At 69.8% G+C, this 23967-nt stretch carries 23 protein-coding genes, 1 tRNA gene and 2 pseudogenes; 14 read left to right on the top strand and 12 right to left on the bottom strand.

Annotation, left to right across the window (positions count from 1 at the left end; genetic code table 11):
• Nucleotides 1-54: 54 nt before the first annotated feature.
• The 3 genes from OHB04_RS21810 to OHB04_RS21800 form a co-directional block, all read right to left on the bottom strand.
• The gene (locus tag OHB04_RS21810; RefSeq protein WP_326689387.1) at nucleotides 55-393 is read right to left on the bottom strand and encodes a helix-turn-helix domain-containing protein; all 339 of its coding nucleotides are present in this window, start codon (nucleotides 391-393) and stop codon (nucleotides 55-57) included.
• Nucleotides 394-1632: 1239 nt separating this feature from the next.
• Nucleotides 1633-2391: an SDR family NAD(P)-dependent oxidoreductase gene (locus OHB04_RS21805; protein WP_326808075.1), complete on the bottom strand. Its 759-nt coding sequence runs from the start codon at nucleotides 2389-2391 to the stop codon at nucleotides 1633-1635.
• Nucleotides 2388-2891, bottom strand: coding sequence for a cupin domain-containing protein (locus OHB04_RS21800; protein ID WP_326689385.1), 504 nt, complete (start codon nucleotides 2889-2891; stop codon nucleotides 2388-2390). The genes OHB04_RS21805 and OHB04_RS21800 overlap by 4 nt, the downstream gene beginning before the upstream one ends.
• Nucleotides 2892-3280: 389 nt before the next feature.
• Between OHB04_RS21800 and OHB04_RS21795 the strand changes: the two genes are divergently transcribed.
• From OHB04_RS21795 to OHB04_RS21765, 7 genes are all read left to right on the top strand, one after another.
• Nucleotides 3281-3667 (top strand): STAS domain-containing protein, encoded by a 387-nt coding sequence (locus tag OHB04_RS21795; protein ID WP_326808074.1) that lies wholly within the window; start codon nucleotides 3281-3283, stop codon nucleotides 3665-3667.
• 48 nt (nucleotides 3668-3715) lie between these two features.
• Nucleotides 3716-3886 (top strand): hypothetical protein, encoded by a 171-nt coding sequence (locus OHB04_RS21790; RefSeq protein ID WP_326809491.1) that lies wholly within the window; start codon nucleotides 3716-3718, stop codon nucleotides 3884-3886.
• A 129-nt stretch (nucleotides 3887-4015) separates the two neighbouring features.
• Entirely contained in the window at nucleotides 4016-4999 is a 984-nt protein-coding gene (locus OHB04_RS21785; RefSeq protein ID WP_326808073.1) for a Bug family tripartite tricarboxylate transporter substrate binding protein, read from the top strand.
• The gene (locus OHB04_RS21780) at nucleotides 4996-5634 is read left to right on the top strand and encodes a tripartite tricarboxylate transporter TctB family protein (RefSeq protein ID WP_326808072.1); all 639 of its coding nucleotides are present in this window, start codon (nucleotides 4996-4998) and stop codon (nucleotides 5632-5634) included. Before OHB04_RS21785 ends, OHB04_RS21780 begins: the two co-directional genes overlap by 4 nt.
• A gap of 3 nt (nucleotides 5635-5637) precedes the next feature.
• Nucleotides 5638-7134: a tripartite tricarboxylate transporter permease gene (locus OHB04_RS21775; protein ID WP_326808071.1), complete on the top strand. Its 1497-nt coding sequence runs from the start codon at nucleotides 5638-5640 to the stop codon at nucleotides 7132-7134.
• 331 nt (nucleotides 7135-7465) lie between these two features.
• Nucleotides 7466-8638 (top strand): cation:proton antiporter, encoded by a 1173-nt coding sequence (locus OHB04_RS21770; protein ID WP_326809490.1) that lies wholly within the window; start codon nucleotides 7466-7468, stop codon nucleotides 8636-8638.
• A 238-nt stretch (nucleotides 8639-8876) separates the two neighbouring features.
• Nucleotides 8877-9563 (top strand): DUF4232 domain-containing protein, encoded by a 687-nt coding sequence (locus OHB04_RS21765; protein WP_326808070.1) that lies wholly within the window; start codon nucleotides 8877-8879, stop codon nucleotides 9561-9563.
• A 268-nt stretch (nucleotides 9564-9831) separates the two neighbouring features.
• On the opposite strand, the gene OHB04_RS21760 is transcribed toward OHB04_RS21765, so the two are convergent.
• Nucleotides 9832-10704 carry a DedA family protein gene (locus OHB04_RS21760; protein ID WP_326689379.1) on the bottom strand — a complete coding sequence of 291 codons (873 nt, stop codon included), beginning with the start codon at nucleotides 10702-10704 and terminating at the stop codon, nucleotides 9832-9834.
• 338 nt (nucleotides 10705-11042) lie between these two features.
• Between OHB04_RS21760 and OHB04_RS21755 the strand changes: the two genes are divergently transcribed.
• The 3 genes from OHB04_RS21755 (at nucleotide 11043) to OHB04_RS21745 (ending at nucleotide 14187) form a co-directional block, all read left to right on the top strand.
• The gene (locus OHB04_RS21755; RefSeq protein WP_326808069.1) at nucleotides 11043-12632 is read left to right on the top strand and encodes a M28 family metallopeptidase; all 1590 of its coding nucleotides are present in this window, start codon (nucleotides 11043-11045) and stop codon (nucleotides 12630-12632) included.
• 364 nt (nucleotides 12633-12996) lie between these two features.
• The gene (locus tag OHB04_RS21750) at nucleotides 12997-13293 is read left to right on the top strand and encodes a type II toxin-antitoxin system VapB family antitoxin (RefSeq protein WP_003999914.1); all 297 of its coding nucleotides are present in this window, start codon (nucleotides 12997-12999) and stop codon (nucleotides 13291-13293) included.
• Nucleotides 13294-13383: 90 nt separating this feature from the next.
• Nucleotides 13384-14187, top strand: coding sequence for a LytR C-terminal domain-containing protein (locus tag OHB04_RS21745; protein WP_326808068.1), 804 nt, complete (start codon nucleotides 13384-13386; stop codon nucleotides 14185-14187).
• 379 nt (nucleotides 14188-14566) lie between these two features.
• Here OHB04_RS21745 and upp read toward each other — a convergent pair whose 3' ends face one another.
• Nucleotides 14567-15202 (bottom strand): uracil phosphoribosyltransferase, encoded by a 636-nt coding sequence (upp, locus tag OHB04_RS21740; RefSeq protein WP_326808067.1) that lies wholly within the window; start codon nucleotides 15200-15202, stop codon nucleotides 14567-14569.
• Between the two features lie 102 nt (nucleotides 15203-15304).
• On the opposite strand from upp, the gene OHB04_RS21735 reads away from it, so the two are divergent.
• From OHB04_RS21735 to OHB04_RS21720, 4 genes are all read left to right on the top strand, one after another.
• Nucleotides 15305-15523, top strand: coding sequence for a hypothetical protein (locus OHB04_RS21735; RefSeq protein WP_326689375.1), 219 nt, complete (start codon nucleotides 15305-15307; stop codon nucleotides 15521-15523).
• Nucleotides 15524-15744: 221 nt separating this feature from the next.
• On the top strand, nucleotides 15745-16290 hold the full coding sequence (locus OHB04_RS21730; protein ID WP_326689374.1) for a tRNA adenosine deaminase-associated protein: 546 nt from the start codon (nucleotides 15745-15747) through the stop codon (nucleotides 16288-16290).
• A gap of 245 nt (nucleotides 16291-16535) precedes the next feature.
• Complete coding sequence (gene tadA / locus OHB04_RS21725; protein WP_326809489.1) at nucleotides 16536-17039, top strand: tRNA adenosine(34) deaminase TadA; 504 nt, start codon at nucleotides 16536-16538, stop codon at nucleotides 17037-17039.
• A 10-nt stretch (nucleotides 17040-17049) separates the two neighbouring features.
• A tRNA-Ser gene (locus OHB04_RS21720) sits at nucleotides 17050-17136 on the top strand.
• Between the two features lie 214 nt (nucleotides 17137-17350).
• Here the strand turns inward: OHB04_RS21720 and OHB04_RS21715 are convergent.
• From OHB04_RS21715 to OHB04_RS21685, 7 genes and pseudogenes are all read right to left on the bottom strand, one after another.
• On the bottom strand, nucleotides 17351-17860 hold the full coding sequence (locus OHB04_RS21715) for a hypothetical protein (RefSeq protein WP_326808066.1): 510 nt from the start codon (nucleotides 17858-17860) through the stop codon (nucleotides 17351-17353).
• 65 nt (nucleotides 17861-17925) lie between these two features.
• Nucleotides 17926-19626 carry an alpha/beta hydrolase gene (locus OHB04_RS21710; protein WP_326808065.1) on the bottom strand — a complete coding sequence of 567 codons (1701 nt, stop codon included), beginning with the start codon at nucleotides 19624-19626 and terminating at the stop codon, nucleotides 17926-17928.
• Nucleotides 19627-19632: 6 nt separating this feature from the next.
• Entirely contained in the window at nucleotides 19633-20136 is a 504-nt protein-coding gene (locus OHB04_RS21705) for a hypothetical protein (RefSeq protein WP_326689371.1), read from the bottom strand.
• A gap of 1022 nt (nucleotides 20137-21158) precedes the next feature.
• A pseudogene (locus tag OHB04_RS21700) lies at nucleotides 21159-21919 on the bottom strand (SDR family NAD(P)-dependent oxidoreductase).
• A 295-nt stretch (nucleotides 21920-22214) separates the two neighbouring features.
• A pseudogene (locus tag OHB04_RS21695) lies at nucleotides 22215-22520 on the bottom strand (alcohol dehydrogenase); the annotation flags it as partial.
• Nucleotides 22521-22767: 247 nt separating this feature from the next.
• On the bottom strand, nucleotides 22768-23010 hold the full coding sequence (locus OHB04_RS41885) for a hypothetical protein (protein ID WP_442814913.1): 243 nt from the start codon (nucleotides 23008-23010) through the stop codon (nucleotides 22768-22770).
• Nucleotides 23011-23226: 216 nt separating this feature from the next.
• Nucleotides 23227-23922, bottom strand: a complete 696-nt coding sequence (locus OHB04_RS21685) for an SDR family oxidoreductase (RefSeq protein ID WP_326808064.1) — start codon at nucleotides 23920-23922, stop codon at nucleotides 23227-23229.
• Nucleotides 23923-23967: the final 45 nt, after the last annotated feature.

Raw genomic sequence — 23967 nt, 5'->3', positions numbered from 1 at the left:
CATGCGTAGGCGGCAGCCCGCAGGCTCCTGGGGAAGTTGCAGGTCTCAGCCGTCTCAGGCCGCGGTTGTTGGGCTTGCTGTTTTGGCGGTGCGGCGGTGTTCGGCGTTGATGCGCTGGGCTTCTTCGAGCTGGTCTTCGAGGATGACGATGCGGCAGGCAGCCTCGATGGGGGTCCCGTGGTCGACGAGTTCCCGGGCGCGGGCCGCGATGCGCAGTTGGTAGCGGGAGTAGCGGCGGTGGCCGCCGGGGGAGCGGAGCGGGGTGATGAGGCGGGCTTCGCCGATGGCTCGGAGGAAGCTGTGGGTGGTGCCGAGCATCTCGGCGGCCCGGCCCATGGTGTAGGCGGGGTAGTCGTCGTCGTCGAGACGGCCGAAGGAGTCGTCTGCTGTCATTGCACCTCTCTGTGGAACGCGTGGAGGGGCCCTGGTGCCGTCTGGCACCAGGGCCCCGAAGGAACTGCTACACCATCTGCCGGCCCTGATACCGCACCGGCCTTCTGTATCCGCAGACCCGACCGAGACGCTGTCGGGGGTGCGGGGATCGCGGTTGCTTGACCGGAGACCACCTCACTATCGATGTCCTGCGGTACCCGGGCTCAAGACTTCCGCCCGGGCGATCCTGATGGCGCCTGGCTCCTCCGTTTCTTCCCTCTGGGATCAATCACTTACCTACTGCGGGTACTGCGCTCCTGCGTACTGCTGGTGATGCGAACTGCTCTGTGGCCTGCTGTAGCGCCACTCTTCGGCAGCCAGCCCCGTCGCCCGTCCTGCGTCTGCCCCGGCTTGGAACCCCACTGCCGAACCTCCCGGTGCGCGCGTCCGCAGCCGACGCCTTCACCGAGGTGCTGCTCACTGCACTGCTGGGTACTGCGAACTGCACATACCGAACTGCGGTACTGCTCACGGCGGCCCCTGATCACTGCGGGCCCCCCGGTCCGGTCGTCAGTCCCGTCGCCGTCCTGCAACAACCCTGGCTCCGGAACTCCACCACCGAACCGTCCTGCGAACTGCAACTGCGGCTACTGCTGGCCGGCAGTTCGTCTCTGCCAGGCCTCGTCGATCTCGGCTACGAGAGAAACCATAACCACACCACAACCTAATGTCTACTCCAGCCAACATAGATTTCCGCGTGTTCGTCGATGAGGTAATCGACCTCGCCCAGCGATGGAGGGGGGGAGTTTGGTTTGGAGCCACCCGGCCCTGGGCGCGGCACTTGGAGCGGCCGTTGCCGTCGTCACCCTTCTGCATGAGCTTCTGCGGTAGCCGACGTACCAGCCTCGGCCCGTTCCCGGTGTCTCTGCAGATCTCGCGAAACGGGCCGCGGTGGCTCATCGAGGGCGTCACCCCAGCGCAGAAACGGAGCCTGTGCATACGGTCGGCTGAGAAAGTGCCGCCAAGCGGGAGCCATGAGTTGATCAATTTCGAACGGTCGTGACGGGCATCCGCCCAACGGAGCACGGTCCTTCGGGGTGGTCGCCGTTCGCGGAGAGCAGGTCGTCCATTCCGCCGAAAGCGCCGCGCTGCTCGTCCAAGCCGCCGCCCCCACCCCCACGCCCAGCGCCCAACGCAGCGCCCCGCGCCCCGCTCAAGGCGGCGACGGGCCCGGCCCGCCCCAGGGCCGGCCCCCCGGCCTCACCAGGTCGGGCGCGCCGATACCCCGCCGTCCACGACCAAGTTGTGGCCATTGATCCCGGCGGCCAGGGAGGAAGCCAGGAATACGCAGGCGTTGCCGACGTCTTCCGCGAGGCCCAGGCGGCCGGTGGGGGAGGCCTCGCGCCAGCGGTGTACGCCCTCGGGCCACTGTTCCTCAAGGCCCTCACGGTCGACCAGGCCCGGCGAGACGGCGTTCACCCGCACCCCGAGCGGGCCGTATTCGAGCGCGGCGGCACGGGCGTGGGTCACGATCGCCGCCTTGGACGCGGAGTAGTGCGCGTGCCCCGGCGCCGGGTTCGCCGCCTCGATGGAGGCGATGTGGGTGACGCTGCCGCCCCCGTCCTCCGCGAGCAGCGAAGCCGCCGCCTGCGTGCAGGCGAAGACGCTGGTGAGGTTGGTGTCCACCACCGCGCGCCACTCCCGCTCCGTCATCCCGGGGAGCTGCTGGACGGGCTGCGCCCCCGCGTTGTTGACGAGCGCTCCGAGGCCGCCGCGCCACGCGGCGGCCTCGCGCACCACCGCGTGGCAGCCCTCCTCCGTGGCCAGGTCCCCGTGCACGGCGTGCGCGCTGCCGCCCTCGCGTTCGATGGACGCCACGGTCTCGTCCGCACCCGCCCCGTCGGTGCGGTAATGAACCACGACGGGGGCACCCGCTGCGGCGAACCGGAGCGCGATGCCGCGCCCGATACCGCCGGACGCGCCGGTGACCAGCGCGGTCCTGGTGTGTACGAGCCTCATGGGCGTCCCAGCTCCTCGATCTCGCGGGCGGCGCGAGGGTAGGCGCGGGCGAGCGCGGCCGGGTCCCCGTGCTCGTAGCAGTCCTCGGTGTATCCGGGCGCCATCGTGCAGCCGAACAGCGTCCAGGATCCGCCCTCGGCGACCCGCGCCCCCATCCACGTCCCGGCCGGCACGGTGAGCTGCACATGGTGCCCGGCGCCCAGCACGTCGGGCCCCAGCACGGGGGTGCGCGCGCTGCCGTCGGGGGCGAGCAGCAGCAGGGTGAGGGGGGCACCGAGGTAGTGGTGCCAGATCTCGTCGGCCGACAGCCGGTGCAGACGGCTGCGGTCGCCGGGCTCCGAGGTCAGCAGGACCACGATCGACGTGCCCTCGGGCCGCCCGTCGCCCCGGTCGGGGCCCGCCCACAACTGCCGGAAACGGCCGCCCTCCTGGGGCAGCGGCTCCAGTCCGAAGTGGTCGACCAGCGCCTGTGGGGTCGTCGTACTCGCATCGTGCGGCATCCCCCAGCACTGCCCTCGCCGCGCAGCGCGCATGCGTACCCCGCCGCACGGTGCGCACGCGTGCCCCGCCACACAGCGGCATGCGTGCCCCGCCACACGGTGCGCACGCGTGCCCCGCCGCACGGTGCGCGCGCGGCGAAGTCCTGGCCGCCTGCTTCCTCCGCCTCCCTGTGCCTCTCTCCGCCTCTCTCCCCGCCCCATCAACCCGCGACGGCATCCCGGCGTCACCCACAGGAGTGAGATCGGAACACCAGAGTGGGCTGGAACACCCGTTCACCTCCCTGCACTTGGGCCGACTGCCTACAGTTCACGCTTCGGCCCCGGTCTCCGGCCGTGCGCCACGGCTGCTGCAACCGGCCCGCCGACGATGGCTGTCGAAGGGGCCACCCATGGTTGTCAACCCGCACTTTTCCTTCCCGCCTTCGCCTTCCTTCCCAGCAAGCAGCGACGGGGTACGGCTCGTCGGCGTCAGGGGCGAGCTGGACATCGCCACGGTCCCCGAGCTGGAATCCGCGCTCGACTGGGTGTTCGCCCCCGAGGGCCGGCCCCTGGTCGTGCTCGACATGCTCGCGGTGACGTTTCTGGACTGCGCGATCGTCCGTCCCCTGCTGCACGCCCGCTCGACCGCGCTCTCCCGCGGGGGAGCCCTGTCCCTGGTCTGCGGACCCACGCCGGTGCGCAGACTGCTGCGCCAGCTGAGTCTGGAGCGCCACCTGGTGAACTACGGCACCATGGCGGCGGCTCTCGCCGCGCCACCTCACCGCCCTCAGCGGTGATTTCGCCGTGGCGCCCGCGTACGGCCACGCGCTCGTCAGCCCGGATCGATCAGATCGGCATCGGCCCACGGCAACGACCGGCTGTACCGCGGTCCCGGCAACGACCGGCTGTCCGGCGGCCCCGGCAACGACCGGCTGTCCGGCGGCCCCGGCAAGAACGTCGTCCACCAGGACCGACCTCCCCGTCTTCGCCTCCCGTCTCCGTCTCCGCCTTCGTGAACACAACGACCACAACGACCAATACTTTTCTTGCGGCACGAGGGCAGACACCGCCCCGGGGCCGGGGGAACATGTGGCCACTTCGGCCCCCGTCCCCCCGGCCCTCTCCCCCGAAAGGCGGTGTCACGCGTGCGCACGCGCATCCTCTTGTCCCCGCTGGCCGCCGCGGTGGTCGTGCTGCTCGTCCCGCCGCTGATCACCTCCGGCAGCGGCGCCGGCACCGGCACGAACATCCCCGGCCTGCGCCTGATGGTCCCCAACACACCTGGCGGCGGCTACGACATCACCGCCCGTACGGCCGCGAAGAACGCCGAGGACGCCGGGCTCAACCACAACATCGAGGTCTTCAACCTCCCCGGCGCCGGCGGCACCGTGGGCCTGAGCCGCCTGGTCAACGAGCGTGGCAACGGCAAGCTCGCGATGTCCATGGGCCTGGGCGTCGTGGGCGCCGTCCACACCAACCACTCCCCCTCCTCGCTCGCCGACGCCACTCCGCTCGCACGGATGGTCGAGGAGCCCGACATCGTCGTCGTCGCGAAGAACTCGAAGTACAAGACCTTCGAGCAGCTGCTCGCCGACTGGAAGAAGAACCCGCGCGCCCTCCCCGTCGGCGGCGGCTCCTCGGCGGGCGGGCCCGATCACCTCGCGCCGATGCTCATGGCCCGCAAGGCCGGCATCGAGCCGAAGTCGGTCAACTACGTGCCCTTCGACGGCGGCGGCGAACTCCTCGCCTCCGTGCTCGGCGGCAAGGTCAAGTTCGGCGTCTCCGGCCTCGGCGAGTACCGCGACCAGATCAAGTCCGGTGAGCTGCGGCTGCTCGCGGTCACGGGTAAGCAGCGCGTCAAGGGCTTCGACGCGCCCACCCTCAAGGAGTCGGGCCTGGGCGTGGAGTTCACCAACTGGCGCGGCATGATGGCGCCGCCCGGCCTGTCCGGCACTCAGCGCGACAAGCTGATCAACTTCCTGCGCGAGCTGCGTCGCTCGAAGGAGTGGAAGAAGTCGCTGCGCGTCAATGGCTGGGACGACGCCTGGCTCCCCGGAAAGAAGTACGGCCGCTTCCTGAACGGCGAGGACCGGCGCGTGGATACCGTCTTGAAGGAGCTGGGCCAGTGAGCACCTCCGACCCGGGCCGCCCGGACCCCACGCCCCCTCCCACCGACGATTCCGCGGCCCCTCCCGCCGACGGTTCCGCCACCACTTCCACTTCCGCGACCCCTCCCCCTTCCCTTCCAGGCCCAGGGTCTTCCCTCGCCGAACGCCTCAAGGGCCGCTCCGAACTCGGCGTCTGCGCCCTCCTGTTGTGCGTCGGCGCCCTGGTGCTGGGCGACGCGCTCACCATGGACACGGTGGCCTCGGCACGCGGGCCCGTCGGGCCCCGTACGGTCCCGCTCGTCGTCGGCGTCGCCCTGCTGGTCGTCTCCGTGCTGCTCGCCGTCGACGTGCTGCGCGGCGGGCGCGGCGAGGCCGAGGCAGGGGAGGACGTTGACACGTCCGAACCCGGCGACTGGCGTACGGTCGCCCTCCTCGCGGGCGTCTTCCTCGTCTTCGCCGCGCTGATCGAGCCGCTCGGCTTCCCCCTTTCGGGTGCGCTGCTCTTCTGGGGCTCGGCCTTCGCGCTGGGCAGCCGCACCCACGCCTTCACCCGCGATCCGCTGATCGCGGCCGGGCTCTCGCTGTTCACCTATGCCGTCTTCCACCTGCTGCTCGGCGTCCCGCTGCCGGGCGGCCCGCTGATGGGAGTGCTCTGACCCATGGACTCCCTCAACTCCCTGCTGGACGGCTTCGGTACGGCGCTGACCCCGCTCAACCTGCTGTGGGCCGCCACCGGCGTGCTCCTGGGCACCGCCATCGGCGTGCTGCCCGGCATCGGCCCCGCGATGGCCGTCGCACTGCTGCTGCCGGTCACCTACGGGCTCGACCCGACCGCCGCCTTCATCATGTTCGCCGGGATCTACTACGGCGGAATGTTCGGCGGCTCCACGACCTCGATCCTGCTCAACACCCCTGGTGAGAGCGCTGCGGTGATCGCCGCCATCGAGGGCAACCCGATGGCCAAGGCGGGACGGGGCTCGCAGGCCCTCGCGGCGGCGGCCATCGGCCACTTCGCGGGCGGCATGATCGGCACCGTCCTGCTGGTCGTCCTCGCGCCGACCGTGGCGGACCTCGCCGTGGACATCGGAGCGCCCGACTACTTCGCGATCATGGTGCTGGCCTTCATCGCCATCACCTCGGTGCTGGGCTCCTCCCGCATCCGCGGCTTCGCCTCGCTGCTGATCGGCCTGACGATCGGCCTGGTCGGCCTGGATCAGATGACGGGCCAGCAGCGGCTGACGTTCGGCAGCCTCCAGCTCTCCGACGGCATCGATGTGGTGATCGTCGCCGTCGGGCTCTTCGCGATCGGTGAGGCGCTGTGGGTGGCGGCCCATCTGCGGCGGGGCGGCAGCCAGGCCATTCCGGTCGGCCGCCCCTGGCTGGGCCGCGAAGAGCTGCGCCGCACCTGGAAGCCGTGGCTGCGTGGCCCGCTGATCGGCTTCCCGTTCGGCGCGATCCCCGCGGGCGGCGCCGAGATTCCCACGTTCCTCTCCTACATCACCGAAAAGCGCCTCTCGCGCCACAAGAAGGAGTTCGGCAAGGGCGCCATCGAGGGCGTGGCGGGCCCCGAGTCGGCCGCCTCGGCCTCGGCGGCCGGGACCCTGGTCTCGATGCTGACCCTGGGCCTGCCCACCACGGCGGTGGCCGCGGTGATGCTGGCGGCCTTCCAGCAGTACGGCATCCAGCCGGGCCCGCTGCTGTTCGAGCGGGAGCCGGAGCTGGTGTGGGGGCTGATCGCCTCGCTGTTCGTCGGCATGGTGATGCTCCTGCTGCTCAACCTGCCGCTGGCCCCGGTCTGGTCGAAGCTGCTGCGGGTGCCGCGCCCGTACCTGTACGCGGGGATCCTCTTCTTCGCCGCCGTCGGCGCCTACGCGGTGGGCGGCGAGGCGATCGACCTTGTGATCCTTCTCATCATCGGGCTCATCGGCCTGATGATGCGCCGCTACGGGCTGCCGGTGCTGCCCGCGATCATCGGCGTCATCCTCGGCCCGGGCGCCGAACAACAGCTGCGCAGGGCGCTCCAGATCAGCGACGGTCAGGTGTCCGGAATGGTCAACACCCCCTTCTCGATTGTCGTTTACTCGGTCATCGCGCTGGTGCTGGTGTGGCCGCTGCTCAAGCGGATGGCCCTGCGGTCGCGCTCCGCGAAGGACTGAGAGCCGCCACTCACCCCCCACCGGACCCCACCCCCAAAACCCCCCGCCCCCCTGACCCCGCGTCCCGCTCCGCCCCCCGTCGGAGCGGGACGCGGCTTTGTGCGCGGGCGCTCCCGGCAAGCCCTCAAAATCATTTGGTAAACTAACTATTAACGCTTTTTTGACGTTCTCTTGACCGAGAGACCGGACGCCCAGGAGGAGCCATCCGCTTGTCGACGCCCGGCCGCACCGGCCACCGCTCGCCTTTCGTACTGCCCATATCCGTCCCCGCCGGTTCCGTCCCCGCCCGCGGGAGGGCGTGAGCATGGGACACGCGGACACCCTGCTCGCCATGGGCGGCGCCTTCGTCGCCGCCGCCGTCCTCGCCCGCCTCGGCAACCGCATCGGGCTGCCGACCATCCCGCTGTTCATCCTGGCCGGCATACTCCTCGGCCCGAACACCCCCGGCTTCGTACTCCTGCACGACCCGCACGACCTGGAGATGCTCTCCGCGCTCGGCCTCGTGCTGCTGCTCTTCTACCTCGGCCTCGAGTTCCACATGGACGACCTCAAGACCGGCGGCAAGAAGATGGCGCTGGCCGGCGGGCTCTACCTCGCCCTGAACGTCGGCGCGGGCCTCGCCTTCGGCTTCGCCATCGGCTGGGGCACCTCGGAGGCCCTGGTCCTGGCCGGTGTCCTCGGCATCTCGTCCTCCGCCATCGTCACCAAGACGCTGGTCGACCTGGGCCGCATCGGCAACCCCGAGACCAAGCCCATCCTCGGCATCATCGTCGTCGAGGACGTCTTCCTCGCCCTCTACCTCGCCGCGCTCCAGCCGGTGCTCGCGGGTGCCGACAGCATGGGCTCGGCCATGGTCCAGATCGGCAAGGCGTTCGGCTTCCTGCTGGTCCTCGCCCTGGCGGCCCGCTTCGGTACGAAGGTGATCGGCAAGCTGTTCGCCACCAAGGACAACGAGCTGCTGGTCATCTCCTTCCTCGGCGCCGCGGTGCTGGTCGCGGGCATCGCGGAGGAGTTCGGCGTCGCCGACGCCATCGGGGCCTTCATGGTCGGCCTCATCCTCGGCAACACCACGTCCGGAGATCGCATCCGCGAACTCGTCCACCCGCTGCGGGACGCCTTCGGCGCGATCTTCTTCTTCGGCTTCGGCCTCTCCATCGACCCCGGCGACCTGCCGACCGTGCTGGTCCCCGTGCTGGTCGCTGTCGCGATCACCATCGTCATGAACGTGGTGGCCGGGCTCAGCGCGGCCAGAATCTACGGCTTCGGCGCCCAGCCGGCGGCGAACGTCGCCACGACGCTGCTCGCGCGGGGCGAGTTCGCCCTGATCCTCGCGACGATGGCCTCGGTGGCCGGTCTGGACCCCCGCCTCTCCCCCTTCATCGCGGGCTACGTCCTGATTCTGGCCGTGGTCGCCCCCTTGGCCGCAGGCCGCTCGGCCTGGCTGGCCAGGCTCCTCCCCGAACAGAAGGAGCCGGCCCCGGCACCGGCGGCCCAGGGGTATTGATCAGGCCCTCGGGCCGGTTCGACCCGGTTCCCTGGGCACCGGTCCGGGGCCCGGGCGGCGGGGCTGAGCGGTGGGGCGGCCGGTGAGCTGCGGTGATGGGAAGGGTGGCTGTTACAAGTTCCGGACAGTCTTTTCCCCTGGTCCCGTGAACTTCCGGCGGAGGCTGGCCATCTCACCTCTCGTACTCAATGGATACGGGGAGCGCCGGACGAAGGCCCGACGCCGGAAAAGAGGAACCATGAACGCCAAGCTCAACCGCGCCGTTCGCTGCACCGCCGCCGTGCTGGCCGTCATCGCGGTCGGCGCCGGGGCCACCGCGTGCAACTCCTCCTCCGGGGAGTCCTCTTCCAAGGCCGGCGCACACTCCGCGGCGAAGGACTCCGCGTCCGGCAAGCAGGACGCGGCCGGGACCAAGGTGAAGAAGACCGCTGCGAAGGGTTCGCGGACCGACTCCATCAACAGCACCTCCGCCTCGGCCACCACCAGCGAGCGCTGCCACACCGGCGAACTGGACTACAGCTGGGGCGGCCCGAACGGTGGCCGCCCGGACATGGAGGCCGACTACCAGCAGATCGCCTCGATCCGGCTCACCAACAGTGGTGACCGCACCTGCACCCTGCGCGGCTTCCCCGGCGTCCGCCTGATCAGCAAGTCCGGCGTGGCCTGGGACCTGCGCCGCTCCTCGGACACGCCCAGCGCCATCACCCTGAAGCCCGGCGACGACACCGCCGCGGTCTCCATGAACGTCCTGCCGCTCCCCAAGACGATGAAGGGCCCCAAGCCCTTCAAGGTGAGCAAGGTCATGATCACCCCGCCCAACGAGACCACCCACGTCACCCTCAAGTGGCCCTACGGCGGCGCCCTCCTCGACCAGTCCGGCGCCACCCGCCCCGGCACCTTCGTGAACCCGGTCGGCGTGGGCTGACCCGCCGCCCCCATCGCCCGCCGACGGCCGCACCGCGCGCAACACGGTGCGGCCGTCGGCTTTTCTTCGCCGCCGCGACGATGCAAGGCCGAACACCGCAGACCGGCGGCGCGGGGCGGCCCCCCACAGGTCGCCCCGCACCGCCGGTCCCGTGCGTCGTGGCCGGGCGCCGTCGCGGCCTCACTGCACCGCTCGGTCACGGCCCGCGCCAGAAGGAATGGTCTCCAGGGGGTGGCCGCGAGGGGGCGCGGCAAACCGGCCGAAGGTCTCAGCGGCGGGCGTGGCGGCCCCGGCCGCCCCCACCAGGGCGGTCCTGGGGTGACTGCGGCGCCTCGGGAGGCAGCGCCCCGGGGCCGGGCGCCCCCGGACGGCGGCCGTATTGCTCGGGCGACAGCGGGGCACCGGGCGTGGGTCCGGGGGCCTCGGGGCCGGAGACCCCAGGGCCGTACGGGTCCGTCGGCACCACCCCCGCCTCGGCGGGGGAATCCGCACCAGCCTCGTCAGGCCCAGGGGCGGAGCCCTTCTTGCCGCGGGCCCGCAGGTACTCGATCACGATCGGGAGGATCGACAGCAGGACAATCCCGATCAGGATCGTTTCGATGTTCTTGTGGACGAACTCGACCTGCCCGAGCGCGGCGCCCAGCAGCGTGACCCCCGCGCCCCACAGCGTTCCACCGACGATGTTGAAGATGACGAAGGTGCGGTACCGCATCCCGCTGACGCCCGCGATGATCGGCGTGAACGTCCGGACGATCGGCACGAACCGCGCCAGCACCAGCGACTTGGGGCCGTGCTTCTCGAAGAACTCGTGTGCCTTCTCGACGTTCTCCTGCTTGAACAGCTTCGAGTCGGGCCGCCGGAAGAGCGAGGGCCCCACCTTCTTGCCGAACAGATATCCCACCTGGTCGCCCAGGACCGCGGCGAGCACGATCAGCAGGACCATCAGCCACAGCGGCAGGTGCAGATACTGATCGGTAACGATCAGCAGACCCGTCGTGAACAGCAGCGAGTCCCCCGGCAGGAAGAACCCGATCAGCAGGCCCGACTCCGCGAAGACGATCGCCAGAATCCCGATCGGACCAAAGGTCTGGATCAGGAAATCCGGATCCAGCCAGCTGGGTCCAAGTGCGAGTTGGGTCACGGAATGCTCCTGATCAGGGGCGCGGGGGGAGTACGAGACGCGCCGACGGGCACCGAAGGGCTGAATCGGACGCTACAACGCTACCAACGCGGCCCTCTCTCCCACCGTTCCCGTGTGAGAGGCCCATAAGGGCACAACCACACAAGCAGGATGCCCCGCCCTTGGCAATCCGCAGAACAGGCGTTCCCCGGCAGCCCCCGGCCCGCTAGCTTTCCCTTCCGTCCCGTCCGCCCACGCGCCCCTCCGCGAGCCGGACACGGAGCACCACCCGCACAAGAGCGGACAGCGCCACCCCTGCCGTACACCCGTATGCCCGACGCACCGGAAGGATCACGACTGTGCACGTACCACTCCGCACGCTCCGTTCCAGATCCGTCGCCGCGCTCGCCGCGACCGCGCTCGCCGCCCCGCTCCTCCTCGCCTCCTCCGCGACCGCGGGCGGCGCCGGCTCCCACCCCGGCAAGGAGGGCGACAAGCTCGCCGCACACCTGGTCCAGCGCACCAGCGGCAAGGGCGCGCTGAAGCACCTGATCGCCCTGCGCGCGATCGCCGAGGCCAGTGACGGCAACCGGGCAGCCGGCTCGAAGGGCCACGACCGCTCCGCGAAATACGCCGGCGCGCTCTTGAAGCAGGCCGGCTACAAGGTCTCCTACGAGAAGTTCGAGTTCACCTACCGCAAGACCCTGGCGGAGAAGCTGAGCGTGCTCACCCCCGAGCAGCGCGACGTCCCCGTCACCCTGATGACGTACACCAAGAGCACCCCGGAGGGCGGCCTCAAGGCGCCCGTCGCCGCTGTGCCCGTCGACGCGGACGGCTCCAGCGGCTGCGAGGCCGCCGACTACGCGGGCGGCGATTACCAGGGCAAGATCGCGCTGATCGAGCGCGGCACCTGCTCGTTCGCCCAGAAGCAGGCCACCGCCGCCGACGCGGGCGCGGCCGGCGCGGTGATCTACAACAACGTGGCGGGCGAGCTGAACGGCACCCTCGGCGACCCGGAATCCGCCCGCATCCCGACCGGCGGGGTCGGCCAGGCGGACGGCAAGGCCCTCGCCGAGCTGGTGGCCAAGGGCGGGGTCTCCGTCAACCTGGAGGTGCGCGAGTTCCAGGAGCAGCGCACGACGCCGAACGTCATCGCCGAGACCAAGGGCGGCGACCCGGACAACGTCGTGATGCTCGGCGCCCATCTGGACTCCGTCCCCGAGGGCCCGGGTATCAACGACAACGGTTCGGGCTCGGCCGGGATCCTGGAGACCGCGCTCCAGCTCGCCAAGGCCGACCACAAGGGCAAGCACGCCAACAAGGTGCGCTTCGCGCTGTGGAGCGCCGAGGAGCTGGGCCTCCTCGGCGCCGAGGAGTACGTCAAGCAGCTCCCGGCCGCCGAACGCGAGAAGATCGCGCTCTATCTGAACTTCGACATGATCGCGAGCCCCAACTACGGGATCTTCGCCTACGACGGTGACGACTCCGACGGCACCGGCTCGGGCCCGGGCCCCGAGGGCTCGGCGAAGCTGGAGAAGGACCTGGCCGCGTTCTTGAAGACCCGTGGCCTCGCCACCCGGGGCACGGACTTCGACGGCCGCTCCGACTACGGCCCCTTCATCGACGCGGGCATCCCCTCGGGGGGTACGTTCACCGGCGCCGAAGGCATCAAGACGGCCGAGGAGAAGAGGCTGTGGGGCGGCACGGCGGGCGCCGCCTACGACAGCTGCTACCACCAGTCCTGCGACGGCCTGAAGAACATCAGCCTCCGGGCCTTCGACGCCAACGTGAAGGCCATCGCCAACGCCGTGGGCCACTACGCGTGGGACACCACGGGGCTGCCCACCGCCGCACCGAAGCCGGCCGCCTCGCGACCGAAGTCGGGCACCAACTCCCCCTCGGTGAAGGCCACTTCGGGCCCGTACAAGGGTCCCTGGCTGGTCCGCTGACCCGCGTCCCGCCCAAGGGAGCAGGGGCGGGGACGGGGACGGAGGCGGGAGGGCCGACGCGGAGGCGCGCCGGCCCTCCCGCAGCCCGTCACCAGCCACCAGTCACCCACTCGTTCATTCATTCCTTCATCCACACCCTGTGGAAAACTTTGGCGACCCCGGCCACTTCCGGCGACCCGGCCACTTCCGGCGGCCCCAGCGACCCCGGCGCACCCAGCAGTTCCAGCCGCCGCTCCGCCCCGGGGCCCCGGGTCCCCGCCGCGCGGGATCCCTCCGCAGCCTGCCCCCATTAATCGTCAATAGTCGGGATTGCACCATCGTCACAAGGCTGCGCCCGGTACCTGTGGCCCGGTAGGCTTTCCGTGTGATCTTCAAGCGAATCGGAAACGGGCGGCCGTACCCCGACCACGGCCGGGAGAGCACCCGCCAGTGGGCGGATGTCGCCCCACGCCCGGTGCGTCTTGACCAGCTCGTCACCACGAAGGGCCAGCTCGACCTGGAGACCCTCCTCGCGGAGGACTCGACCTTCTACGGCGACCTGTTCGCCCACGTCGTGAAGTGGCAGGGCGATCTGTATCTGGAGGACGGCCTGCACCGCGCAGTCCGCGCCGCGCTCCAGCAACGCCAGGTGCTGCACGCACGCGTTCTGGAGCTGGACTGATTCGCACACGTTGACCCGATCGGGTAGGCGTTCCGACGAGCCATTGATCATCTAGTAGGCAGTGCTGTTCGTGCGCATTACGCTGCGCACATGAGCATGCTCACTCCCCCCGGCATGGGCGGCAAATACCGCATCAAGGGTGACCGTTACCCGCGCATGCGCAGGTCACGGGGACGAGGAAAGATCATTTTCGCCTCTGTCGCCTCCATGGTGGCCGTCGCGATGATCGGGTGGGGCACGCTCCAGCTCATCGACATCTTCTCCGGCGGCTCAGGCGGGGCCCGCGCCTCCGGAGCCGGGGGCAAGCCCGGCGACTGCGCGACCCCCGCCGCCTCACGCGACGCCGCCGCGGCCAAGGACGAGCAGAGCCGCGCACCCGGCGACGCCGGAAAGGGCAAGGGCAGGGGGAAGGCGAAGAGCGAGGACGACAAGGGCGGCAGGGACGACAAGGGCGAGAAGAGCGAGGGCGAGGGCAAGGGCGGCAAGAACGGCGGCTCACCGCCCGAGGGCAAGCTCCCCGAGCCGCGCGCCATCACCGTCAACGTCCTCAACGCCACCTCGCGCGACGGCCTCGCCCAGTCCACCGCCGACGACCTGAAGAAGCGCGGCTTCAAGATCGGCAAGGTGGGCAACGCGCCTGACGGCCTCGACAAGAAGGTCAAGAAGGCGGGCATGCTCGTCGGCGCACCCGGCTCGGCCACCTCGGCCCGGCTGAAGGTCCTGAGCACTCAGGTCGACGGCACCGGCACCAAGTTCACAGAGCGCGACGGCAAGGACGTCGATCTCGTCCTCGGGGACGGCTTCAAGAAGCTGACGAAGAAGAAGGCGGCCATGTCCACGCTGGCGAAGCTCAACAAGTCGAAGCCGTCGCCCTCATCCAGCGGAAAGTGCTGAGCCACGGCGGAGAGCGCTCAGCCGGAGGGCGCCCCCGGACCCCTAACAGCGGCCTGAACCCGAAGAGGGCCGGGGGCCCGAAGAACGGCAGAGCAGCCCGCGGGTTGGCAGAGCCCGAAGCGGCACGAGCGCCCAGGACGGCGCGCGGGCCGAAGCCGAGGCAAGCCCGAACGACCACGCGAGCCCCGGACCGCGAGCGCTCCGGGCCCACCGGGAATCCGGCACCGCCAGCGGCCAGCGGCCACCAAGGTCCAGGCCCACCAGCTCACCGGGCCACCGGGCCGCCGGGCCGCCGGGCCGCCAACACTCCTCCAGGCCCACCGGACGCCAGAGGTCCGCTCCCGCTCAGCCGACCGCCCCGCTCAGCCGACGGCCCCGCTCAGCTGACCGTCCCGTACATCCGGTCCCCGGCGTCGCCCAGCCCCGGGACGATGAAGCCCTGTTCGTTGAGGCGCTCGTCCACCGACGCCGTCACCACCGTCACCGGCGTCCCGGCCAGCTCCCGCTCCATGACCTCGACGCCCTCGGGGGCCGCAAGCAGGCACAGCGCGGTCACATCGTCGGCGCCGCGCCGGATCAGCTCCCTGATGGCGGCGACCAGCGTTCCGCCGGTGGCCAGCATCGGATCGAGCACGTAGACCTGGCGCCCGGACAAATCGTCGGGCATCCGGTTCGCGTACGTCGAGGCCTGGAGGGTTTCCTCGTCACGGATCATCCCGAGGAAGCCGACCTCTGCCGTCGGCAGCAGCCGGACCATGCCCTCCAGCATTCCCAGCCCCGCCCGGATGATCGGCACCACCAGCGGGCGCGGGTAGGAGAGCCGTACGCCGGTCGTCCCGGTCACGGGCGTGGTGATCCCGACCTCGTCGACGCGTACGTCCCGGGTCGCCTCGTACGCGAGCAGCGTCACCAACTCGTCCGCGAGGCGGCGGAAGGTGGGCGAGTCGGTGCGCTCGTCGCGCAGCGTGGTGAGTTTGTGCGCCACCAGCGGGTGGTCGACGACATGGGTCCGCATGCTTCGACAGTATCCGAGGCCCGGCGCGCTGAGCCCCGGCGGTCAGCACTGGCGTGCGCCGGGCGGACGGGGGAAGGTGACAGATACGCCGGAGGTACGCATATGCCAGAGCCACAAGAGCCCAGGAAGGCCCGGGAGTCGGCCGAGCACGCGCAAGATGCCCGGCGGCAGGTCACCGAGGCCGATCGGCTGCGCCGCAGAGCGCGCTTTCTCCGAGAGCTGAACGAGGCCAGGGCGCTGCGCGAACGCGTCCACCCGCGCCGCTCCCGCGCGGCCCGTATGCGGCAGCAGGCGCTCCGTATGCGAACGTTCCGTTGGTGAGCGGCAAAGCGCTCATGGGAGTGCTGGTGAGAAGCTGTGCGTCGCGAGTGGTCACAGTGAGTCGTCAAGGATCCCCTCCCAGGTTCGGATCGGGCAAACAGCGTGACGACGCACTGTCGAAGACCCTTCGCACAGCCCGGGTTTCTGCCACGATTCCGATGGGGCGGGGGCACGGTCCTCGTCAGCACTCGGGCACATCTTGAATCAGTGGGAGAGTCACGGTGTATTTCGCCGCGCTGCTCGCGCGCACCGAAGACGGGTGGGAAGCGAGCGACACAGAGCTGGACGATGTGGAGACCCTGGCGGACCTGGCCGATCTGGCCCGGGAGGCCACAACGGAAGACGAGACAGTGCTGGTCTGCATCGAGCAGGAGGGCGAATGGTTCGGCGTCGTCCGCGTGGACGGCGAGGAGGATCCCCGCGTCTTCGTCTCGGACGCCGCCGCGGCGATGCGCAGCTCGTACGGCGAGATACTGCTCTCCGACGAGTTGCTGGGCCGCGAGCCCGAAGACCCGGCGGCGCTGGACCAACTCGTGGACCTTGACGGCACGGAGGACGGTGAGCCGGAGGACGACGAGGAGGACGAGGCCGCCGTCACGGCGACCGGGGACGCGGACAGCACGCCCGCGGGCCCGATCGGCGACGCCGGGATCCTGTCCGACCTCGGGATGACGGACAAGGCACTCCGCTCCCTCACCCCCGAGGACGCCCTCAGCGAGGTCGCGGACGCGCTGGGCTGCACGGACGTACTGGAAGCGGTCCGCTGAGGCCGCCACCACCGGGGCCGCCCTCGCGGGGGCCGGTATCGCGGGGGCCGGTGTCGCGGGGGCCGGTGTCGCGGGGGAGGTTCTCCCGCCCGGGACCGGCCGCCGAGGCCGGCCCCAGGCGGGACACTGTCCCCATGCCCCCCGAGAACGACGACCAGAAAGCCGCGCAGAAGGACGAGCAGAGGGTTGAGCAGGCCGAAGAGCAGGCCGGGGCGCCCCCCGCTCCCGACCCTGCTCCCGACCCCATGGGCGACCCCGTGCGCGCTCCCTGGCAAGAGCCGATGCGGCTGGCGCTGGCGGAGGCCGTACGGGCGCCGGAGACGGGGGACGTACCGGTCGGCGCCGTCGTCCTCGGGCCCGACGGCGCGGTGCTCGGCCGGGGCCACAACGCCCGCGAGGCGGACGGCGATCCGACCGCCCACGCCGAGCTGCTCGCGCTGCGCGGCGCGGCCCGCGCCCGGGGCGGCCGAGACTGGCGGCTGACAGACTGCACCCTGGTCGTCACCCTGGAGCCCTGCACGATGTGCGCGGGCGCCGCAGTGCTCTCCCGGGTCACCCGCGTCGTCTACGGCGCCCCCGACCCCAAGGCGGGCGCCGCCGGCTCCCTCTGGGACGCCCTCCGCGACCGCCGCCTCAACCACCGCCCGGAGGTCATCAACGGCGTCCTCGCCCCCGAGTGCGCCGCCCTCCTCACCAACTTCTTCCGCACCCCCAATACCGATTTCGGCCCAGCCCCCGAAGTGGGCTAGAGTTCCTCTCGGTAGCGTGTCCGAGCGGCCGAAGGAGCTCGCCTCGAAAGCGAGTGAGGGGGCAACTCCTCCGTGGGTTCAAATCCCACCGCTACCGCTCTGAGCAGGAAGAACGTAGGGGCTGGCCCAGGTGGGCCAGCCCCTACGTCGTGCTCCGTCTCAGTTGGCTCCCGCCGCAGACGAACGTCTCGCCACGCGTCACCTACCCAGGAGGGCGCCGTCGGTCAGAGGCGGGCGGCGGGCTCGGGTGTGGCGAGGTCGGGGGGTCGTTGGGGAACGTCATCGCGTCTGTCGTGGCATGGCGGCTCCTGTCAGGCGCGGGAAAGGTCGGTGCCTTCCGGGGCTTGGTAGCAGGGCGAGACGAGGGTGACGTCGATCTGTGGCTTGAGGTCACCTGAGCGTGTCTTCAGTGCCCTAATCGCCACACGATTCCCGGAGGTGGTGTGTACTGCCATGATCTCCGGATTGCGAGCCATGCTGTTCATAGGCCCGTCCTTGGTGATACGCCACCCCATTTCGGGCAGTCGGGAGCGCAGGTTCTCCATGGCGGTGTCGAAATCGTCCGCGTCCGCTCGCCACAGCGCCCAGGGATGGTCCACTCTGTAGTAAGTGGTGAAATCCGGGTCGATGGCGTCACACGGTCCGGCGGCTGCAGGAATGTGACTTGGGGTGCCGGGGATGCCCATGGCGTCCACCAGCCGGGACGACATCCGGTTGACCTCGTCCTCTGCCTGGGACACCTCGCGCACCTCGGGTGTGTATCCGAGGATCCTGCGCACCTTCGACGGTTTGGCGACCCGTTTGAGGTCAGATTTGTCCATGATCGAGCGTCCCCTCAACGGAATCATGGTCAGGAGAGCTGCAACGGCAGCTTTCCGGTGGCCGGTCACTGTTTGAGCGTGACGTTGTTGTAGTCACCGGCCACTACCTGGGCCATGTTATATAGGCTGACCGTCGGGTCGCCGTCGCGTTCCTCGTCCCAGTACTTGCCATGACCCGTGGGTCCTCTCCATGGGCCGTAGTCCATGACGTTGCCTCCGAAGCGCTGGTCGGTGGGTATTGCCCGGTCCGGGCCACCGCCGTGGAAGGCGCGTCCTCCCTGACGCACCGTGGTGTCATCGACCGTCTTGTCGGCGGCAACGGCCCATACATGGTCGGCGCCGACGCCGAGGTCTTCCGCACGGCGTACGTGGACGCCGGGAGAGCCCTGGAACATGATGTCGTCGGCCGGGAGCAGGTGGCCCTTGGCGGCTTCGCCGACAACCGCGGAGCCGTAGGAGTGGCCGGAGACGGTGGTGTGCGAGGCGTCCGCTCCGCCCTGGGCGGCCTGGGTGCCCTCGGTGAACCTCCGGAGGGGGTCGGCGCCCTCGTCGGCGAACTTGCCACGCATCGGGTTGTGGCCGGGGTTGATGTCGGGGGCGTCGTAGTCCAGCCACGTGATCGTCGATACCGAGGCGTCGGGGCCGGCTGATTTGGACGAGTGCCGCCACAGGCGGTCCACGCGGTGCAGGTCTCCGTCGATGGCGGAGAGTTTCGCCGTGGTTCCGGGCACGTGGATGGCGGTGTGGTCGGCGGTGTCGGGGTTGCCGTTGGCCAGAATGATCCGCCCGTCTCCGCGGCCCTTGGGGTCGAAGCCGAGCAGGTATGCAGGGGGGAGCTCTTTGATGCCGGTTCGGTCGAAGCGGCTCTCAATGGCTTCGATGCCCTTGAGGGTGTCGTTGATGTGGTCCCTGCGGCCCTTCCAGCCGGGCGGTTTTTCCGTCAGCAGCTGGTTGAGTTCGGTCTCGTAGCGGCCTTTGGTCGTGGCCATCTCGGCGCGGTTGGCTTCGTCGCGTATGTCGGCGGGCAGTCCGTCGAGCGCGCCGATCTCTGCGGGGTAGAGGGCGAGGTAGTGGTCCCTGTCCTCGTCGCTGAGGAGGTCCCACCACCGTTTGTTCTCCTGTGAGCTCCTGCCCTCTGGGGGCTGGGGAAGGTAGGGCTCGGCTTTGGCGGCGGCTTTCCGGGAGGCTTTGGTGTCGGCAGCGGTGTCGTTCCAGTCTCCGGACGAGACGTGCAGTTCGTCGTCTGCTTTCAGGCGCCGCAGGACGCGAGCGAACGTCTTGTCGGCCTCGGTTGCTTGCCCGACGGCTTCGGAGATTTCCTGGGCGATGGCCAGGGCTTTTCTTTTCTCGCTGTCGGCGCCGTGGGCTGTGCCGCCGTCGTATTTGCTTCCGTCGTCGTCTTCCGGGCTGGCGGAGGAGCAGGAGACGGAGCCGTCGGACTCGACGGTGAAACCTTCCCGCTCAGCCTCTTGCAGGGCCTGGTTGAGCCTGATCTTGGCTTTGCGGAGAATTTCTTGCAGCAGGTCTATGTTGGTGCGTATCAGTCCGGTCTGGACCTGCATGTAGTGGAAGTTGTCCGACAGCTGGCCCACTTGACGCAGGGCAGCATTGGCGGCGCGGCCTTTTAGCTTGCCTCGGATGCCGGGGGCAACGTTTTTGTTGAGCCCGTCTTTGCCGCGATCTCCTGCGGAGGAGAGGCTCTTGTAGACGTCTGCGGCGCGGCCCAGGTCTTCGGTGTCGAGCTTGGTAAGCGTCTGCCATTTCACCGTCTCTCACCGCCCGGGAGTGTCACGGTAGCGGCGTGAGAGCCGGTCGAATTCGCTGTGACGTTCTTCGTCGTTGTTGTGCTGCATGGTGCCTGCGTTGTGCATGCTGCCGGCCAGGCGGATGCAGCGGTCTGCGACTTTGTTGGCGTACTCAGCCCAAGAGCTGTGCAGGGTGTCGGCGATGATGCTGGCGCACTCGAAATCCCCGTCCCCATCTATGCCGAAGAACGTGTTGAGCGTGTTGAAGGTCATTTGCAGTCCGGCCCAGCTGATGGGGCGCTTGAGCTGGTCGATGTCGTGCGCGGCCTTGCGCCAGGCGGCCCGGTCGGAGATGGTCTGTCCGTCCGAGCCGGTCCCATCCGACTGGGGCGGGGCCTGGCCTGCCAGCTGCATTCGCGCCGGCCCATGACTGTCGGGGGATAAGTCGTTGATCGCCGAAGAGCCAGGCTCGGCGGTGGCATGCGGGTCGGGCACTCCGATCACATCGGAGATCGCCGAACGCTCTGCCACGATCTGCCCCCCGTGGTTTCTCGCTGGTTGAGTGTGCCCGCCGGGGGCGGAGTGCCGACAGGGCGGTGAGAACTATAGTTCGCAACCTGTCAGGTCGGTGCCCCATCAGGCCGTTTTAGGCGAAGTTGAGTACGTGTACTCAGGCGCTCTGTATCGGTTGGGGACAGTTGGCCACGCGATGTCCCCCATCGACGTGCGAAGGGGGTGAGACCTGTTGAACGGGTACACGCGGCACAGCGTTGTGGCGTGGTATCGGCCTCGACTCCAGTGACGCTGTCGCGGGCAGCGGCGTGCCCCCTTCGGTCCGGGGGAGGGACCGCAGGGGAAACGCACCGTGTGTGGCCAGGGGCCACAACTCGCCGCATCCGAAGCCTTGTTGCTGATAGGCGCAGTACCGGACCGGGGTCAACACAAGCCGTACGCCCGTGAGTTCACCGTCGTGCACCCCGGCATGCTGCCGCTCTTCTGCGACCAGGATGGCCAAGACAGCAGCTCGGCGGTAGCGATGTACGTCAGGTCGCCCACCAGCTATGCCGACGAGGTCGAAGAGGTCCAGCTCAAGGACGGGGACGACGCCCTCAAGCGCGCCGTGCAGGTTCTCGACCAGGCGGAGTCCGACGCGGAGGCGGCCCAGCGGCCCGGCGGCCATGCGGCCATGCGGCCATGCGGCCATGCGGCCATGCGGCCATGCGGCCATGCGGCCATGCGGCCATGCGGCCATGCGGCGACAGCACCACAAACCCCCCTCGGGTGTCGAGGAAGAAGCGCGCCCGGAAATAATCCTCCGGGCCGCCGATGAAGATGACTCGGTTTACGACATCGTTGGCCTGGAACTCTTCGACGTCGAAAGCCTGATGGCTCTCACTCCCGGAGGCAGTGAGGTCGAGGTCGTCAATAGTTCGTCCAATGCGTTCATCGAGTTCGCGTACCGCATCGGTCTGCGTTACCAGTCTCCAGAACCCGGGGGCGGCAGTGAGCCGCCGCGAAGACGGGCGCGAGCTTGTGCCAGACGCCGTGCCCTCTCACTCACGCAACAGGAAGGCGCCATCCACGACGACGTCCGTGCCGGTGGTGTAGGCGGACAGGTCGGAAAGCAGGAAGGCGACGGTCCTGGCGACCTCGTCCGACTCGCCCAGGCGGCCCGCGGGAATCTTGACTTCGAGCCGGTCGGTCACGTCCTTCTGTCCCGGCGCCATCGTCAAGGGTGTGCGGATCGCGCCGGGGGAGACGCTGTTGACGCGGATCCCGAGAGGGGCGTAATTCGCCGCGGTGCCTTTCGTGAGACCGATGAGTGCGTGCTGGGTCGCGGTGTAGACCGGAAAGCGACTGAGGACGGTGTGTGCCTCGACCGACGCGATGTTCACGATCGATCCTCGCCCGTCTTCATCATCCGAGCGGTCTCGGCCATCATCGCGAACCCGACCCCGTCGAGGTTCACGCCCATGACGGTGCGCCAGTTGTCCGGACCGGACTCGTGCAAGAGCCCTTCGGTGCCCGAGATCCCCGCGTTGTTCACGGCGAGGTGCAGATCTCCGAACGTCTCGGCTGTCCGGGCGATCGCTGCGGCGATGCTGTCGTAGTCGGCGACGTCGCCGGGCACGCCGACGACACGGCCGCCGCCGAGTGCGTTGACCTCCGCGACCGTCGCATCCAGGTCGGTGCGACCACGCGCCATGACACCGACATTGGCTCCGCAGGCAGCCAGGATGTGGACGATTGCCTTGCCGATCCCCTTGGAACCCCCGGTGACGAACGCGTTCTTTCCCGTGAGGTCGATCTTCATGTTCATGCTCCTGTATGTGGTGCCGCAATCTTGGGCGAAGCTCTTGCACCGACCCGGCGAGCCGTCCCCGTCTTCTGGAGGGGCGTCACCCGTACAGCCCTCGCGTTGCGGCGCGTGATGTCGGGCTCCGGACTCCTTGCAGCCGATGGCTGGGGGCGTGGGGAGTGGGTAGGTGATGCGAGGTTCCGGTCGTTGGCCAATTGTGCGGACCGCCGGATGGGCAGCCCGGCGGCGCGGGCCCGGCCGTCTGACCCGGCCCGCGGCAGCGGGCGTCACCGTGCGTCTTCCGGGTGGTTCAGCTCAGAGTCGCGATGTCGATCACGAACCGGTAGCGGACGTCGGAGGACAGGACGCGCTCGTATGCCTCGTTGATCTTCTCGACGGGGATCACCTCGATCTCGGAGCCGAGGCGGTGCTCGTCGCAGAAGTCGAGCATCTCCTGCGTTTCGCGGATGCCGCCGATCAAGGAGCCGGCGAGGGCGCGCTGTCCGCCCAGGAGAGAGAAGACGTTGAGGGAGACCGGTTCGGAGGGCGCGCCGACATTGGTCATGACGCCGTCGGTGGCGAGCAGCGACAGGTAGGCATCGAGGTCGATCCTGGCGACCCTGTTCAACGCGATGGCCATCACGGTCGTCATCCTGTGGCTCGGCACGCTCGTCGTCGCCGTGCCGCTGCTCCGCGCCCGCGTCGCCGACCGTGCGTCCGCCTGGGCGATTCGCTCCGGCATCGTCCTGGCACTGGTGGGGGCGGCCGTCGGATTCCTGATGACGCAGCCCACGCCGGAGCAGCGGCGCGGCGACTGCGACGTGGTCGGTGCGCACAGCGTGGGCGTGCCGGACGGCGGTCCCTCAATGCCGCTGACCGGTTGGTCGACGGCCGGCGGCGATCTGCGGATCTCTCACTTCTTCGGCATGCACGCGCTGCCACTCCTGCCGCTGCTGGTCATGGCACTCACCGCCCTCGCACCGCGCTTCGCCCGCCTCGCCGACGACCGGGTGCGGCGGCGCCTGACGCTGCTCGCCTCGGGGGTGTACGCCGCCGTCTTCGCCCTGCTCCTCTGGCAGGCGCTGCGGGGCCAGGCGCTGATCCACCCGGACGGCGTGACGCTGGGGGCGGCCGGCCTGATCCTGCTGGCCGCCGTTCTCGGGACGTTCGGATCCCTGCGGGTTCCGGCACCCCCTGCGGACGAGGCGGCTGACGCCGAAGCGGTCAGCGCCTCGAAGGCACTCGTCTCGTGGCCTGATTCCTCCCGCACGTGGCCGGTCTCCTCCAACAGCTCGGCCTCGCCGTTGGGCCCGGGCCCCCGCTTACCAGGGAAGGGTGCCCGCCGCGTCGAAGTAGCCGCCCGTGGGGCCGTCGGGGCCGATCCGGGCCATGCGGACGATGATCTCGGCGCCCTCCTCGACGGTCTGCGTACCGCGGTGGCCGTTCAGGTCGGTGGCGGTGTAGCCCGGTTCCACCGCGTTGACGCGCATACCCGGGAACGCCTTGGTGTACTGCACGGTCACCATGTTGACCGCGGCCTTCGACGCCGGATAGGCGACGCCCGGGAAGGCGTAGGCGGGGGTGTCAGGGGTGCTGACCAGCGTCATGGAGGCAAGGCCGCTGCTGACGTTGACCAGGACGGGGGCCGCGGAGCGCCGCAGCAGGGGCAAGAACGCGTGGGTCACACGCACCATGCCGAAGACGTTCGTCTCGAACAGGGGGCGCAGCGTGTCGGCGGTCGTCTCCTCCGGGCCGATCACCTCCTCGCCGATGCCCGCGTTGTTGACGAGGACGTCCAGTCCGCCGCCGTCGGCCTCGATGGTCTTCGCCGCCTGCGCGACGGAGGCGTCGTCGGTGACGTCGAGGAGGACCGGCCGCGCCCCCAGCTGCTCAGCTGCGCGGCGCCCGCGCTCGGCGTCCCGGCTGCCCGCGTAGACGGTGTGACCCGCCGCGACGAGACGGCGGGCGGTCTCGAAGCCCAGGCCCTTGTTTGCTCCTGTGATCAGTGTTGTCGTCATGCCCCCAGCTTGCGGCGCGGGCGGGCGGCCGGCCATGCGTCCCGT

This window comes from Streptomyces sp. NBC_01775 (assembly GCF_035917675.1).
In the GTDB taxonomy this organism is placed as follows: Bacteria; Actinomycetota; Actinomycetes; order Streptomycetales; family Streptomycetaceae; genus Streptomyces.
This window is presented reverse-complemented; position numbering and strand designations above follow the sequence as displayed.

Excerpts from the sequence above, each read along its gene's own strand:
- OHB04_RS21810 (WP_326689387.1), bottom strand. The coding sequence starts at position 393 with ATGACAGCAGACGACTCCTTCGGCCGTCTCGACGACGACGACTACCCC.
- OHB04_RS21805 (WP_326808075.1), bottom strand. The coding sequence starts at position 2,391 with ATGAGGCTCGTACACACCAGGACCGCGCTGGTCACCGGCGCGTCCGGC.
- OHB04_RS21800 (WP_326689385.1), bottom strand. The coding sequence starts at position 2,891 with ATGCCGCACGATGCGAGTACGACGACCCCACAGGCGCTGGTCGACCAC.
- OHB04_RS21795 (WP_326808074.1), top strand. The coding sequence starts at position 3,281 with ATGGTTGTCAACCCGCACTTTTCCTTCCCGCCTTCGCCTTCCTTCCCA.
- OHB04_RS21775 (WP_326808071.1), top strand. The coding sequence starts at position 5,638 with ATGGACTCCCTCAACTCCCTGCTGGACGGCTTCGGTACGGCGCTGACC.
- OHB04_RS21770 (WP_326809490.1), top strand. The coding sequence starts at position 7,466 with ATGGGCGGCGCCTTCGTCGCCGCCGCCGTCCTCGCCCGCCTCGGCAAC.
- OHB04_RS21765 (WP_326808070.1), top strand. The coding sequence starts at position 8,877 with ATGAACGCCAAGCTCAACCGCGCCGTTCGCTGCACCGCCGCCGTGCTG.
- OHB04_RS21745 (WP_326808068.1), top strand. The coding sequence starts at position 13,384 with ATGAGCATGCTCACTCCCCCCGGCATGGGCGGCAAATACCGCATCAAG.
- upp (WP_326808067.1), bottom strand. The coding sequence starts at position 15,202 with ATGCGGACCCATGTCGTCGACCACCCGCTGGTGGCGCACAAACTCACC.
- OHB04_RS21735 (WP_326689375.1), top strand. The coding sequence starts at position 15,305 with ATGCCAGAGCCACAAGAGCCCAGGAAGGCCCGGGAGTCGGCCGAGCAC.
- tadA (WP_326809489.1), top strand. The coding sequence starts at position 16,536 with ATGGGCGACCCCGTGCGCGCTCCCTGGCAAGAGCCGATGCGGCTGGCG.
- OHB04_RS21715 (WP_326808066.1), bottom strand. The coding sequence starts at position 17,860 with ATGGACAAATCTGACCTCAAACGGGTCGCCAAACCGTCGAAGGTGCGC.
- OHB04_RS21685 (WP_326808064.1), bottom strand. The coding sequence starts at position 23,922 with ATGACGACAACACTGATCACAGGAGCAAACAAGGGCCTGGGCTTCGAG.